The sequence below is a fragment of the Bradyrhizobium sp. USDA 4454 genome, assembly GCF_054822705.1.
On sequence record NZ_JBTRCN010000001.1, the window covers coordinates 620,824 to 635,428 of the forward strand.

Annotated in this window: 13 protein-coding genes; 10 read left to right on the top strand and 3 right to left on the bottom strand. The window is 64.6% G+C overall.

The features are described from left to right. The first annotated feature begins 75 nt into the window (after positions 1 to 75). The gene (locus ACVIW0_RS02790; protein WP_461350934.1) at positions 76 to 582 is read left to right on the top strand and encodes a hypothetical protein; all 507 of its coding nucleotides are present in this window, start codon (positions 76 to 78) and stop codon (positions 580 to 582) included. A 117-nt stretch (positions 583 to 699) separates the two neighbouring features. On the opposite strand, the gene ACVIW0_RS02795 is transcribed toward ACVIW0_RS02790, so the two are convergent. Next, the gene (locus ACVIW0_RS02795; protein ID WP_461350935.1) at positions 700 to 2,244 is read right to left on the bottom strand and encodes an acyl-CoA synthetase; all 1,545 of its coding nucleotides are present in this window, start codon (positions 2,242 to 2,244) and stop codon (positions 700 to 702) included. 172 nt (positions 2,245 to 2,416) lie between these two features. After that, positions 2,417 to 3,589: an acetyl-CoA C-acetyltransferase gene (locus ACVIW0_RS02800; RefSeq protein WP_461350936.1), complete on the bottom strand. Its 1,173-nt coding sequence runs from the start codon at positions 3,587 to 3,589 to the stop codon at positions 2,417 to 2,419. Positions 3,590 to 3,783: 194 nt separating this feature from the next. On the opposite strand from ACVIW0_RS02800, the gene ACVIW0_RS02805 reads away from it, so the two are divergent. The 9 genes from ACVIW0_RS02805 to ACVIW0_RS02845 all read left to right on the top strand — a co-directional run bounded on the left by ACVIW0_RS02805 (position 3,784) and on the right by ACVIW0_RS02845 (position 13,466). Beyond that, positions 3,784 to 4,449 (top strand): TetR family transcriptional regulator, encoded by a 666-nt coding sequence (locus ACVIW0_RS02805; protein ID WP_461350937.1) that lies wholly within the window; start codon positions 3,784 to 3,786, stop codon positions 4,447 to 4,449. Positions 4,450 to 4,494: 45 nt separating this feature from the next. Further along, positions 4,495 to 5,253 (top strand): SDR family NAD(P)-dependent oxidoreductase, encoded by a 759-nt coding sequence (locus tag ACVIW0_RS02810; protein WP_461350938.1) that lies wholly within the window; start codon positions 4,495 to 4,497, stop codon positions 5,251 to 5,253. A 189-nt stretch (positions 5,254 to 5,442) separates the two neighbouring features. Beyond that, on the top strand, positions 5,443 to 6,249 hold the full coding sequence (locus tag ACVIW0_RS02815) for an enoyl-CoA hydratase/isomerase family protein (RefSeq protein WP_461350939.1): 807 nt from the start codon (positions 5,443 to 5,445) through the stop codon (positions 6,247 to 6,249). Between the two features lie 41 nt (positions 6,250 to 6,290). Beyond that, the gene (locus tag ACVIW0_RS02820) at positions 6,291 to 8,156 is read left to right on the top strand and encodes an AMP-binding protein (RefSeq protein WP_461350940.1); all 1,866 of its coding nucleotides are present in this window, start codon (positions 6,291 to 6,293) and stop codon (positions 8,154 to 8,156) included. A gap of 167 nt (positions 8,157 to 8,323) precedes the next feature. After that, complete coding sequence (locus ACVIW0_RS02825) at positions 8,324 to 9,451, top strand: acyl-CoA dehydrogenase family protein (protein WP_461350941.1); 1,128 nt, start codon at positions 8,324 to 8,326, stop codon at positions 9,449 to 9,451. A 113-nt stretch (positions 9,452 to 9,564) separates the two neighbouring features. After that, positions 9,565 to 10,812 (top strand): acyl-CoA dehydrogenase, encoded by a 1,248-nt coding sequence (locus ACVIW0_RS02830; protein WP_461350942.1) that lies wholly within the window; start codon positions 9,565 to 9,567, stop codon positions 10,810 to 10,812. 101 nt (positions 10,813 to 10,913) lie between these two features. Further along, positions 10,914 to 12,158, top strand: coding sequence for an acyl-CoA dehydrogenase (locus tag ACVIW0_RS02835; RefSeq protein ID WP_461350943.1), 1,245 nt, complete (start codon positions 10,914 to 10,916; stop codon positions 12,156 to 12,158). A gap of 111 nt (positions 12,159 to 12,269) precedes the next feature. Further along, complete coding sequence (locus ACVIW0_RS02840) at positions 12,270 to 12,983, top strand: nitroreductase (protein WP_461350944.1); 714 nt, start codon at positions 12,270 to 12,272, stop codon at positions 12,981 to 12,983. A gap of 72 nt (positions 12,984 to 13,055) precedes the next feature. Continuing rightward, positions 13,056 to 13,466, top strand: coding sequence for a hypothetical protein (locus tag ACVIW0_RS02845; protein ID WP_461350945.1), 411 nt, complete (start codon positions 13,056 to 13,058; stop codon positions 13,464 to 13,466). A 124-nt stretch (positions 13,467 to 13,590) separates the two neighbouring features. On the opposite strand, the gene ACVIW0_RS02850 is transcribed toward ACVIW0_RS02845, so the two are convergent. Beyond that, positions 13,591 to 14,595, bottom strand: coding sequence for a helix-turn-helix transcriptional regulator (locus ACVIW0_RS02850; protein ID WP_461350946.1), 1,005 nt, complete (start codon positions 14,593 to 14,595; stop codon positions 13,591 to 13,593). Positions 14,596 to 14,605 lie beyond the last annotated feature (10 nt).

Consider the following 14,605-nt stretch of genomic DNA (forward strand, 5'->3'; position numbering starts at 1 on the left):
AGAACCAGCGCATTTTGCTGTATGCTGACGGCCATTGCTTCACGATAGCAACTTTGCCCAGGGGATGCATACCGCATGCGCCACGCGAGGATTGCAGAGCTGACCGGCTCGATGTCGCGTCTCGGCCTGATGATCGTGGCCGCCAGCCTTGCGCTGGTGTCTGCCGTGCGCGCAGCCGACATCATGGAGCTCACCGAAAAACTGCCACGCGCCTATATCGGTGAATTCCTGTGGGACGGCGACAACACGGTGCAGAACGTCGTCATCACGTTCGACAAGGTCAAGGCTCTGAACGAGCAGAATGCGGAAGCGCGCGGCTGCGGCTCATATGAAGCCGGCCGTCAGGTGACGAAGATCGCTGTAGAGATGTTCATCCGGCTGTCCGATCTCGAGGTCGAGATTTTTGAGCGTTCGCCCGACGGCAATGGAGCGTTCGAGACCGAGGGCAGCCATCGTGGCAAGCTGTCGGACGATCTTCAGCAGATCGATGCGCAGTGGACCACCACGGCCAATGGCAGGCACGGCCAACTGCATCTGCGCGCCGCGGCTTCCGCCGTCTGCGAGCCGGCGGCGGAGTTGTAGGTCAGAGTGGATTTGTTGGGCCAGGTCAGCTTCGTAGAGTGGTAGCGTGCCCACCAACTCGAGCGGAGCATGGAGGGCGGGCGCGGCGCTATCGCGCCTTTACCCACCCTATGAGATTCACGCCTTGGCCGGAGCCTTCGGCCAATATTTGTCGCGCAGAAGCCGCTTCACCAGTTTCCCGGTCGGCGTGCGCGGCAGCTCCTGCTCGAAGTCGATACTCTTCGGGCATTTGATCGGCGACAGGTGCTGGCGGCAGAACGCGATCAGCTCGGCCTCGAGCGCCTTGCCGGCCTTGCCGATGTCGTGCGGCTGCACCACGGCCTTGACCTCTTCGCCCATCTCTTCGTTCGGCACGCCGAACACCGCGACATCGGAGACCGCGGGATGCGTGATCAGCACGTCCTCGGTCTCCTGCGGGTAGATGTTCACGCCGCCGGAGATGATCATGTAGCTCTTGCGGTCGGTCAGATAGAGGAAGCCTTCTTCATCGAGGTAACCGACGTCGCCGAGCGTCGACCAGCCCCTGGCGTTATAGGCCTTCTTGGTCTTCTCGGGATCGTTGTGATAGGTGAACGCGGGCGCGTCGGCGAAGTAGACTTGGCCGATCTGCCCCGTCGGCGCCTCCTCCTCGTTCTCGTCGAGGATCTTGACCTTGCCGACCACGGCGCGGCCGACTGTGCCGCGATGGGTCAGCCATTGTTGCGAGGTCGAGACCGTGACGCCGTTGCCTTCGGAGCCGGCGTAGTACTCGATCAGGATCGGGCCCCACCAGTCGATCATCCTGGCCTTGACGTCGACCGGGCAGGGCGCCGCGGCGTGGATCGCGCCCTTCAGCGATGAGATGTCGTAGCGGGCGCGCACCTCGTCCGGCAGTTTCAGCATGCGCACGAACATGGTCGGCACCAGCTGCGACTGCGTCACCTTGTGCGTCTCGACCTGCTTCAAAAATTCCTCGGCGTCGAAATGCTCCATGATGACGGAGGTGCCGCCCAGCACCGTCGCCATCATGTTGAAGCGCAAGGGCGCCGCGTGATAGAGCGGCGCCGGGGACAGGTAGATCGAGTCGGCGTTCATGCCGCACATGTCGGCGGTCAGAATCCGCAGGAACGGGTTCGGCACGTCGATTCGATTGCCCTCGAACTGCTTCTTGATGCCCTTGGGCCGGCCGGTGGTGCCGGAGGAATACAGCATGTCGTAGCCGGCGACCTCGTCGGCAATGGGCGTGGTCGGCTGCGCGGCGGCCTCCTTGTCGTAGGAGCGGAAACCGGGCGCAGGCTCATCCATCATGTAGAACAGCGGCTCGCCGGGCTCGCCCTTGATCAGGCCCTTCACCTTGTCGGCGCATTGCGGGGTGGTGATGAACACCTTGGCTCCGCAATCTTTGATGATGTAGGCGATCTCCTCTTCGGTCAAATAGCGGCTGATCGCGGTGTAATAGAGCCCCGAGCGCTGCGCGGCCCAGCAGATCTCCATGAAGGCGAGCCGGTTTTCCATCAGCAGCGCGATGTGGTCGCCGGGCTTGAGGCCGAGCGAGCGGAACAGATGCGCGCCCTGGTTCGAGAGCTCGTCGAGCTCGCGATAGGTGATCGCCTTGCCGGACCCCGCCATCTGGTAGGCGGTCTTGTTCGGGGTGTTGCGCGCGTGGATAGAGGGATGCGTCATTAATGCTCGCCAAAAACGAGGTGGTCGTCCCGGCGAAAGCCGGGACCCATAACTACTGATCTTAATTGTTGAAACGAGCTGGGGCTCCAGCCCGCCATAACCACGTACACTTGTGGTTATGGGTCCCGGCCTGCGCCGGGACGACACCATTGATGTGGAGGCGTTTTGCTTCTTACAGCCGCTCCACGATCGTCACGTTGGCCATGCCGCCGCCTTCGCACATGGTCTGCAGGCCGTAGCGTTTGTTGCGCTGCTTCAGCGCATGCAGCAGCGTCGTCATCAGCTTGGTGCCGCTTCCGCCGAGCGGATGGCCGAGCGCGATCGCGCCGCCATTGACGTTGAGCCTCGCCGGATCGGCGCCGGTGGTTTTCAGCCAAGCGGTCGGCACCGAGGCGAAGGCCTCGTTGACCTCGAACAGGTCGATGTCGTCGATCGTCATGCCGGCCTTTTGCAGCGCGCGCTGGGTTGCCGGCAGCGGCGCTTCCAGCATGATCACGGGATCGCCGCCCATCATGGTCATGTGATGGATGCGCGCCATCGGTGTGAGGCCGAGCGCCTTGAGGCCCTTCTCGTTGACCACCATGACGCCGGAGGCGCCGTCGCAGATCTGGCTGGCGCTGGCCGCGGTCAGCTTGCCGTTCTCGGCGATCAGCTTGACGCCCTTGATGCCGTCGAGGCTGGCGTCGAAGCGGATGCCCTCGTCGATGTGGTGGGTGTCGGTCGAGCCGTCGGCGCGGGTGATTGTCACCGGCACGATCTCGTCCTTGAAGTGGCCGGCTTGCGTGGCCGCGATCGCGCGCTGATGGCTGCCAAAGGAGAATTCGTCGAGCTCATCCTTCGACAGGCCGTACTTCTCGGCCATCATCTCCGCGCCGGTGAACTGGCTGAACACGATATTGGGATACTTCGCTTCGATGCCCGGGCTCTTGTAATGGCCGAAGCCGTTCTTGGCGGGCAGCGAGGAGGCGAGCCCCATCGGCACGCGGGTCATCGATTCCACGCCGGCGGCGATCACGCAGTCCATGGTGCCGCTCATCACCGCCTGCGCCGCGAAGTGCAGCGCCTGCTGCGAGGAGCCGCACTGGCGGTCGATCGAGGTCGCCGGCACGCTCTCCGGCAGCTTCGAAGCCATCACAGCGTTCCGCGCGATGTTGGTGGATTGCTCGCCGGTCTGCATCACGCAGCCCATGATCACGTCCTCGACCAGCGCGGGATCGATACCGGTGCGCTCGACCAGCGCATCGAGCACGGTGGCGGCCAGATCGGCCGGATGCCAGCCGGCGAGACGCCCTCCCTTGCGGCCACCCGCGGTGCGAGCGGCGGCGACGATATAGGCCTCGGCCATGTCTGATCTCCCTGATGTTTCTGGATTGCGGTTTGTAAGTTGGGCCGGATTTAAGGGGCGGCTCTGCATTTAGTCAATCAATCAATTAACTCTTGAGTGCGGCCCCGCCATCGGCTTATGTGCGACCTCGATTGTCCGTCGAGCCAAGATTGAGCCGAGAACGCCTCGGGACACAGAGCGGGATCAGAGCGCAGTTGAATACCAGCGTACCGACGAAACTTCAGGCTGGCAAAAATGCCACCGCCGACAAGCTATTGGTCGCAGCCAGCGAGCTGATGATCGAGCGCGCCTCGATCGAGGTCTCGCTGTCCGACATCGCGCAGAAGTCGGGGGTCAACGCCGCGCTGGTGAAATATCATTTCGGCAACAAGGACGGGCTGTTGCTGGCGCTGCTGGCGCGCGACGCCGCCACCGAGATCTCGCAGCTCGAATATCTCATCAGCCAGCCGATCACGCCGTCGGCGAAGCTGCGGCTGCATATCGGCGGCATCATCCGCGCCTATCACCAGTTCCCATACATGAACCGGCTGATCCATTATCTCCTGCACGAGAGTTCGCAGGAGGCTGCGGACGAGGTGTCGAAATTCTTCGTCGCGCCGCTGCTGGATTTTCATCGCCGGCTGCTCGCCGAGGGCATCAAGGCCGGCGAATTCCGCAAGATCGATCCGGTGCTGTTCTACACCAGCCTGATCGGCGCCTGCGATCACCTGTTCTTCGGCCGCCACGCGATGTCGCGCGCGGTCGGCGTCGGTCCGGTCACCGACGAGGTCTGCCGCGAATACATCAAGCACATGGAAGCCTTGATCTTCGGCGGCGTGCTCAATCCCGATAAGAAAACGGCAGCGGCCGCCGCTGGATAACAAGTTCAAGTCTAGAGAAGAAACGCCCAAGGAAAGGTTGTACCCATGCAGTTGAAAGACGTTGCCGTTCTCATCACCGGCGGTGGCTCCGGCCTTGGTGCCGCAACCGCGCGCGCCATGGCCGCCAAGGGCGCCAGGATCGGCGTGATCGACCAGAACAAGGAAAACGCCGAGAAGGTCGCCACTGAGGTGAAGGGCGTTGCCCTGCATGCCGACGTCACCGACGAGGACGCGATCAAGGCGGCGATCGCCAAGGCCGAGGCCGCGCACGGCATCGCGCGCGTGCTGATGAACTGCGCCGGCATCGGCGGCTCGCAGCGCATCGTCGGCAAGGACGGCGTCTATCCGCTGGCGAAGTTCGTCCGCATCATCAACGTCAATTTGATCGGCACCTTCAACGTGCTGCGCCTGTTCGCCGAGCGGCTGGCCACCGAAGCCCCGATCGGCGAGGAGCGCGGGGTTGCGATCAACACCGCCTCGGTCGCGGCCTATGAAGGCCAGATCGGCCAGATCGCCTATTCGGCGTCGAAGGGCGGCGTCGTCGGCCTCACCCTGCCGGCCGCGCGAGACCTCGCCAGCCTGAAGATCCGCGTCAACACCATCGCGCCGGGCCTGTTCCTGACGCCGCTGCTGATGGGTCTCAGCGAGGAAGCCCGCAAGAGCCTGGGCGCCCAGGTGCCGCATCCGGCCCGCCTCGGCGACGCCTCGGAGTACGGCAACCTCGCCGTCCACATCGTCGAGAACCCGATGCTCAACGGCGAAACCATCCGCCTCGACGGCGCCATCCGCATGGCGCCTCGGTAAACGCGGCTTCCGCCTCTTGCCCTCCCCCCTTGCGGGGGAGGGCGGCAGCGAAGGCTGCCGGGAGAGGGGTTCTTTCCGCGAACACCCCTCTCCGAAGTGAGCACGCGGCGTGGCCGTACATGCCCTCTCCCGCAAGGGTAGAGGGCGCAATGACGAGCACCTCGTAGCGTAGATGCAGGAGTGTGACGCGTGACAAATCCGCTGCTGATCGAACATCACGACGGGGTTGATTGGGTCACGCTCAATCGCCCGGAAAGCCTCAACGCGCTCGATCCCGCGCTGATCGACGCCCTCAATAGCTACTTCCAGGGCCTCCAGCGCAACCGCGACACCCGCGTCGTGGTGCTGAAGGGCGCCGGCGCGAATTTCTGCGCCGGCCTCGACCTCAAGCACGCGATGGCCCGCCGCGGCGGGCAGGTCGAGCCGCCCGGTGTCACCGAGTCGCTGGACTCGCAGCGCCGCATTGCCGACATCGTGATGCTGATGCGGCGCTGTCCGCAGCCGATCATCGCACTGGTGCAGGGCGCGGCCGCCGGCGGCGGTTTTGCGCTGGCGCTCGCCGCCGACATCCGCGTCGCGGCGACAAACGCGCGGATGAACTGCGCCTTCATCAAGCTCGGGCTAGGGGGCTGCGACATCGGCACCAGCTATTTCCTGCCGCGCCTCGTCGGCGTGTCGGTGGCATCGGAGCTGATCCTCACCGGACGTTTCATCCATGCCGATCGCGCGCTTGCCGTCGGCCTGGTGTCCGAGGTGGTCGAGGCCGCCGATCTCGATGCTGCGGCCAATCCTTACGTCGAGGCGATGATGACGGCCTCGCCGGTCGGTCTTCGGCTCTCGAAGGAATGCATCAACATGAGCGTCGATGCCGCCTCGATCGAGGCCGTGATTGCGATGGAGGATCGCAATCAGGTGCTATGCAGCCGATCGGAAGATTTCCAGGAAGGCATCAGGGCCTTCCTCGAGAAACGAAAGCCTGTCTATATCAGGCGCTGAGAACAGATCCGCAAAAGGACAAGAATTCCGGGAGACGCAAAATGGATGGAGGCGCGGCGATGCTGACGAAACCTGCCTTTCGCAAGGTGGATTGGCTAGCACGTGACATCGCGGTCGAGCGGCGCGCCGACGGCACCGTCATCCTGAAGTCGCGGATTCCGCTGCAGGCCTACGAGACGCACATCCCGGCCTATCTCGCCAAATGGGCGGCGCAGGCACCGGATCGCATCTGGCTGGCGCAGCGCGGGGGTCCCGATCGGCAGTGGCGCAAGGTCTCCTATGGTGAAGCCAAGCGCACCGTCGACGCGCTGACGCAAGGCCTGCTCGATCTCGGCATCGGCGAAGGACGGCCGGTCGCGATCCTCTCGGGCAATTCGATCGAGCACGCGCTGATGACGCAGGCCGCGATGCAGGCGCGGCTGCCGGCCGCACCGGTATCGCCGGCCTATTCGCTGATGAGCCAGGATCATCTCAAGCTCAAATATCTGTTCAACCTGATCAAGCCTGCCGTCGTGATGGTGCAGGACGGTCCGGCCTTCCAGAAGGCACTCAGGGCGCTCGACCTCACCGGCATCACGGTGGTTCACGTCCTGCGTCCCTGCGAGGGCATCAAGAGCGTGGCGTTCGCCGAGCTCGCGGCAACGAAGGTGACGGCTGCGGTCGGCGAATCCATCGCGAAGATCACGCCCGCGACCACAGGCAAGCTGCTGTTCACCTCGGGCTCGACGGGCATGCCCAAGGCCGTCATCAACACCCAGCAGATGATGTGTGCCAATGCGGCGATGATGATGCAGGTGCGGCCGCGCGAATCCGATGGCCCGATCCCGACCGTGCTCGACTGGATGCCGTGGAATCACACCATGGGCGGCAATGCCGCGTTCAATCCGGTGCTGGTCGATGGCGGCACGCTCTATATCGACGACGGCCGGCCGATGCCGGGCCAGTTCGAGGAAACCATCCGGAATCTGCGCGAGGTCTCGCCGACCTATTACGCCAACGTGCCGGCCGGCTATGCTGCGCTCGCTTCCGCCATGGAGAAGGACGAGGCGCTGTGCGCGAGCTTCTTCAAGAACCTCTCGATCATGGCCTATGGCGGCGCGCGGCTACCCGACGATCTCTATGACCGCATGCAGGCCCTGGCGGTGAAGACGACAGGCGAGCGCATCGTGTTCTACACCGGCTGGGGCTCGACCGAGACCGCACCGACCTCGACCGGCACCTACTGGGACACCGAGCGCGTCGGCCTGATTGGCCTGCCGTTTCCCGGCGTCGAGCTGAAGATGGTGCCGTGCGGCGCCAAATACGAATTGCGGCTGCGCGGCGTCAACGTCACGCCGGGTTATTTCGGCCAGCCGGACCTCACGGCGAAGATGTTCGACGATGAAGGCTTTTACTGCATCGGCGATGCCGGCGTGTTCGTCGATCCCGACGATCCGCTGCAGGGCATCATCTTTGCCGGCCGCGTGGTGGAGGATTTCAAGCTGACCACCGGCACCTTCGTGCATGTCGGCTCGCTGCGCACGGACGCGATCGCCGCCGCGACGCCGGTCGTGCATGATGCGCTGGTTGCGGGACAGGATCGTGAGTACATCGGCCTGCTATGCTGGCCGAACCTGCATGCCTGCCGCCAGCTCGTCGGCAATGCTGACGCCGGCTATGAGGACGTGATCCGGCATCCGGCCGTGATCGCCTGTCTCGAAAAGGGCTTGCGGGCGCACAACGCCTCCACCACCGGCAGCAGCATGCGGATCGCGCGCGCGATGCTGATGGCCGAGCCGCCGTCGATCGACGGCAACGAGCTTACCGACAAGGGCTACATCAACCAGCGCGCCGGCCTCGAGCGCCGCGCCGCGTTAGTCGAGAAACTGTACGCCGACCAGCCCGGCGATGAGGTGATCGTGTTGTGATGAAGCCAACGCTCTCTCAACACGTCATTCCGGGATGCGCCTCTTGGGCGCAGGCCCGAAATCCATCGTACCGCATGATCTGCGGCCCGATGGATTCCGGGCTCACGCTTCGCGCGCCCCGGAATGACGGCCAATTGAAACGACAAGAACCAAGAAGGTAGCCCGCCATGAATTTCGATTTCTCCGACGAACAGAAGCAGATGCGCGACGAGGCGCGGAAATTCCTCAGCGAGCAGTGCCCGCCGAAGGCCGTGCGCGAGGTTCTCGACGGCAAGGCGCCGTACGACAAGTCGTTGTGGAAGGGCCTCGCCGAGATGGGCTTCCTCGGCGTCGCGATCCCGGAACAATTCGGCGGCGCGGGCGCCGGCCATCTCGAGCTCTGTGTGATCGCCGAGGAAATGGGCCGCGCGCTGGCGCCGGTGCCGTTCTCCTCGACGGTCTACCTCGCCGCCGAAGCGATCCTCATTGCCGGCTCCGACGCCCAGAAGCAGAAGTGGTTGCCGAAGATCGCCTCGGGCGATGCGATCGGCACGCTGGCGCTGTTCGAGGGCAAGGGCAATCCGTCGCCGAAGGCGGTCAAGGTCACGGCCAATGCCGGCGTGCTGAACGGCGTCAAGAAGCCCGTGCCGGATGGCGCGATCGCCGATTTCGCCGTGGTCGCCGCGCGTACCGGCTCAACCGGACGCGAGTCCGATATCTCCCTGTTCATCGTCGACCTCAAGGGGAGCGGCGTCGAGGTCAAGTCGCTGACCAACATCGATCTGACCCGCGGCCAGGCCGAGATCAGCTTCAAGGACGCCAAGGCCGAGCCGCTCGGCGCGTCCGGCGAAGGCTGGGGCGTCATCACCCAGGTGCTGGATCGCGCGGCCGTATTGATGGCGTTCGAGCAGGTCGGCGGTGCCGACCGCGCGCTGGAAATGGGCCGCGACTATGCGCTCGACCGTATCGCGTTCGGCCGTCCGATCGGCTCCTTCCAGGCGGTCAAGCACATGCTGGCCGACATGTATGTCTCGGCGACGCTGGCGCGCTCGAATTGCTACTACGGCGCCTGGGCGCTTTCGACCAATGCCGGCGAATTGCCGGAAGCGGCAGCCGCCGCGCGCATCAGCGCCACCCAGGCGTTCCAGCACTGCGCCAAGAACAACATCCAGGTCCATGGCGGCATGGGCTTCACCTGGGAGTTCGACTGCCACATGTACTACCGCCGCGCCAATGCGGTGGCGCTCGGCCTCGGCAGCCTGTCCTATTGGGAAGACGCCCTGATCGATCGCATGCGCAAGAAGAACGCAGCGTAGTCCTACGATTCGTCATTCCGGGATGCGCGAAGCGCAGACCCGGAATCCAGAGGTTTGGTTCGAGATTCCGGGTTCACGCTGCGCGTGCCCCGGAATGACGGAAAGAGATAAGGATGAACTTCGACGACACCCCGCAGGAGGCCGCATTCCGCGCCGAGGCGAAAGCCTGGATCGCGGCCAATGCGCCCAGGCAATATGAAGACGAGCTGCGCAAGGCCTCGCTCGGCCGCGTTCAACTCAAGGGCGCCAACATTCTCGAAGTGGCAAAAGCCTGGCAGAAGAAGAAGGCCGACGCCGGCTGGGCCTGCCTGCACTGGCCGAAGGAGTATGGCGGCCGCGGGGCCTCGCCGATCGAGCGCGTGATCTGGCAGCAGGAGGAGGGCCCGTTCGGCCGCCTGAGCTCGATGTTCATCATCGGCCACGGCATGTGCGGCCCGACCATGATGGCGTTCGCCGGCGAGGAGCAGAAGCGCAGATATCTGCCGCCGCTCGCCTCCGGCGAGAAGATCTGGTGCCAGCTGTTCTCGGAGCCCGCCGGCGGCTCAGACGTCGCCGGCCTGCGCACCCGCGCCGAGAAGCACGGCGACGAATGGGTGATCAACGGCCAGAAAATCTGGACCTCGGGCGCGCATTATTCCGACTACGGCATCCTGCTGACCCGCACCGATCCGACCGTGCCGAAGCACAAGGGCCTTACCATGTTTTTCCTGGACATGAAGAGCCCGGGCGTAGAGGTGCGGCCGATCAAGCAGGCGAGCGGGGCGTCGGACTTCAACGAGGTCTATTTCACCGACGTGCGGATTCCGGACGCGCAGCGGCTCGGCAATGTCAATGACGGCTGGAACGTGTCGCTGACCACGCTGATGAACGAGCGGATGTCGATCGGCGCCGGCGTCTCGACCGGATTCCCCGAGCTGTTCGACTTCTGCAACAGCCTGATGCTGGAGGACGGCCCCGCGATCGAGAACCGCGCGGTGCGCTCCAAGCTCGCCAACTGGGCAGTGAAGGCGAGCGGGTTGAAATACACCAGCATGCGGGCGATCTCCGCGCTGTCGCGTGGTGAGCGTCCAGGACCGGAGAACTCGATCGGCAAGCTGGTCGCTGGCTCGATGATCCAGGACGTCGCGACCTACGCGCTCGATTTGCAGGGCGCCGCCGGCGCCCTGAGCGGCCCCGAGGACGCCGAGGTCGCCGGCAAATTCCAGGCGATGCTGCTGCGCGCGCCAGGCACCCGCGTCGAAGGCGGCACCGACGAGATCATGCGCAACATCATCGCCGAGCGCGTGCTGGGCTTGCCTGGCGACATCAGGGTCGACAAGGACGTTCCCTTCAACAAGATCCCGACCAAGGGAAGAAACTAGCCGTCGCCGCGCAGCGGCGAACCCGGAATCTGGAGATTGTGGATCGAGATTCCGGGTTCACGCTTCGCGTGCCCCGGAATGACAAGGAAAAGAGGTTGGCCATGAATTTCGATGACACGCCGCAGGAAGCCGAATTCCGCAAGGTTGCGCGCGACTGGATCGCGGCCAATGCGCCGAAGGAGTTCGAGGAGGAGCTGTCAAAATCCTCGCTCGGCCGCATCCGGCTCGCCAAGCACGACATGGTCGAGGTCGGCAAGGCCTGGCAGAAGAAGAAGGCGCAGGGCGGCTGGGCCTGCCTGCACTGGCCGAAGGAATATGGCGGCCGCGGCGCCACCCCGATCGAGCGCGTGATCTGGCAGCAGGAAGAGGGCGTCTACGGCAAATTGACCCAGCCGTTCCAGATCGGCGAGGGCATGTGCGGCCCGACCGTGATGGCCTGGGGCAGTGAAGAGGCCAAGCGTCGCTATCTACCGAAGCTTGCTTCCGGCGAGGAGATCTGGTGCCAGCTGTTCTCCGAGCCGTCGGCCGGCTCCGACGTCGCGGGTCTGCGCACCCGCGCCGAGAAGAAGAGCGACAGTTGGGTCGTCAACGGCCAGAAGATCTGGACTTCAGGAGCGCATTACTCCGACTACGGCCTGTTGATCGCGCGCACCGATCCCAATGTGCCCAAGCACAAGGGCCTCACGATGTTCTTCCTCGACATGAAGAGCCCCGGCGTCGAGGTGCGCCCGATCAAGCAGGCCAACGGTATGCAGGAGTTCAATGAGGTCTATTTCACCGACGTCGTGATCCCGGATAGCCAGCGCCTCGGCGCCGTTGGCGAGGGCTGGAGCGTGTCGCTGACCACGCTGATGAACGAGCGCATGTCGATCGGCGCGCGGCTCGCCACCGGCGTCCCCGAGATGTTCGAGTTCTGCTCCAATTTGATGCTGGAAGATGGTCTTGCGATCGACGATCCGGCGGTGCGCTCCAAGCTCGCGAGCTGGGCGGTGAAGGCGAGCGGGCTGAAATACACCAGCTACCGCGCGATCTCGGCGCTGTCGAAGGGCGAGCGTCCGGGTCCGGAAAACTCCATCGGCAAGCTCGTCTCCGGCCTGATGCTGCAGGACATCGCGACCTATGCGATGGATCTGGAAGGTGCCGCAGGCAGCCTCACGGGCGCTGACGAGGAGCAGGCCAACGGCCAGTTCCAGCAGATGCTGTTGTCGTCGCCCTCGATGCGCATCGCCGGCGGCACCGACGAGATCCTGCGCAACATCATCGCCGAGCGCGTGCTGGGCCTGCCCGGTGACATCCGGGTCGACAAGGACGTGCCCTACAACAAGATCCCGACCAAGGGCAGATGATCGTAGGACCGTAGGGCGGGTTAGCGCAGCGTAACCCGCCATGTCGCCTCGACGATCAACAGAAGTGGCGGGTTACGCCTTCGGCTAACCCACCCTACAAAAGGGTACGTGATGGACGCCAAAGCTCCGAACACTCGTTATTCGACCGAAGATCGCATCGGCGCGCTCGAGGAGTTGCTCAACGAGCGCTACTCGGTGCGCGCGTTCCAGCCGCGCGAAGTGCCGCGCGAGGCCATCGAGCATGTGCTCACGACCGCGCAGCGCACCGCATCCTGGTGCAACAGCCAGCCCTGGCAAGTCCTGATCGTGTCCGGCGCAGCCAAGGAACGCTTCCGCAAGGCGATCTATGCCGAGGCCTCGCGCGGCCTTGGCGATGATTACGACTTCACGCCACCGCGCGAATATGTCGGGGTGTATCTGGAACGCCGCCGCGAAAGCGGCTTCCAGCTCTACAACACGCTGGGCATCGCACGCGGCGACAAGGCGGCCTATGCGAAGCAGGCGCTGGAGAACTACAATTTCTTCGGCGCGCCACACGTTGCCGTGATCCATACCAACGAGCCGCTCGGCATCTATGGGGCGGTCGACTGCGGCGGCTATGTCTCGAACTTCTTGCTGGCCGCCCAGGCGCTCGGGCTCGGCACCATTCCGCAGGCCGCGATCGCCCGTCATTCCGGCCTGATCCGCCGCCATTTCAACCTGGCCGACGACCGCCGGGTTGTCTGCGGCATCTCGTTCGGCTATGCGGATCATGCGCACAAGGTGAATAGCTACCGCACGTCGCGCGCAACTGTGGCGGATACTGTCACATTTGTAGATGTATAGTTTCCTCAAGGCGGGGCGCTGCCTCCCGCCGAGGACAAAGAAGACGCGACAAGAAGAACGACAAGAACAACAATGGCGAATAACGCCTCCCTGACGCCGGCGGAGATCAGCTGGCAACTGCACCGTCTGCCTGCGCTCGAGCGCGACGCCTTCGTTGCCGCGCACTATCTGGGACAGCCCGTGGCCTGGAAGACCCGCTTCTTCGACGCGATCGATTGGGGCGCGGGCTCGGTGCTGCAATTCAGTTTCCTGCAGCGCGGCTGGCACCGTCATTCCCGGCTCGACAATCCGATCTATGCCTATATCGACATCGAGCAATATCCGGAAACACGCGGCCTGCGCCGCGGCCGGCGGATCGACCTCGTCGGCACGATCAAGGGCGTCGACTTCGTGACCGGGATTACGCTGACGCTGGACAAGTTCGAGATCCTGCCGGTCAATTTTCTCGACCGCTTCGTGATCAGTTCGGACAGCCGGTACTAGATCATGATGCGTTTCCACGGAATCGCATCATGATCTCATCTCTTTGTTTGAGCATGATCTCCGCGCAAGCGCCTTTGGCGTTTGTCGCGAGGGAAAACCGGTTTCCACTTTTCCGGATCATGCTCTAGCGCTTGCGTCCCGCCACGGCGCGGCTCGGCGGTGCATCCACATAGCGCGCCGCCATCGCGCCGGTCAGTTCGGCCATCTTCTCGCGCAGCCCGTCAGGCGCGATCACCTCGGCCTCGGCGCCGAGCCGCAGCAACTCGGTCGCGGCATGCCACACCGTCTTGCCGACCGGCATGGTGGCGACACGCCAGCCGTCGGCATCGGTGCCGTCGGCAAGCCGCATCCGCGCCTTCACATAAGGATGGGCCAGCGCATCGAGCAGCTTCAGCCCGAGCGGCGACAGCCGCACCGTGGCCTGGTTCGGATGCAGCTCGGCCTCGAGCCGTTCGATCGAGGCGCGCCAATAGCCGGCGAGGTCGAAATCCGCCGGCCGCGCGAACGGCCTCTCCAGCACCGTGCAGTCCAGCACCCGCGCGACGCGATAGCTGCGAACGCTGCTGTCGACGAGGCCGGCGAGGTACCAGCTGCCGCCCTTCAGCACGAGGCCGAGCGGCGCCACGCGCCGCCGCTTCTCGGCCTTCCAGCTCTGGTAGCGGATCTCGATCAGATTTTCGCGCAGCACGGCGCCGGCGATGGCGCGCAGGTGCTTCGGCTCCTCGGTCTCGCCGAACCAGCCGGGCGCGTCGAGATGGAAGCGCTGCTGCATGCCCCGTGCGTTCGGACGCAGGCTCTCCGGCAGCGCCGCCATCAATTTGCTCTGCGCCGCCGCCATCGCCGCATCGAGGCCGAGCGCGGCGGCGGGGCCGGGCAGGCCGGCCATGAACAGCGCCTCGGCCTCGCCCTGCGACAGGCCGTTCAGCCGCACCCGATAGCCGTCGAGCAGCCGATAGCCGCCCTCGGCGCCGCGGTCGGCATAGACGGGCACGCCCGCAGCGGCGAGCGCGTCGATGTCGCGATAGATGGTGCGCACCGAGACCTCGTTCGCCTCGGCCAATTCGGGCGCGGTGACCTGTCCCCGCGCCTGCAGGGTGGTGAGGATGGAAAACAGCCGGCTCGCGCGCATGGGCCGATCA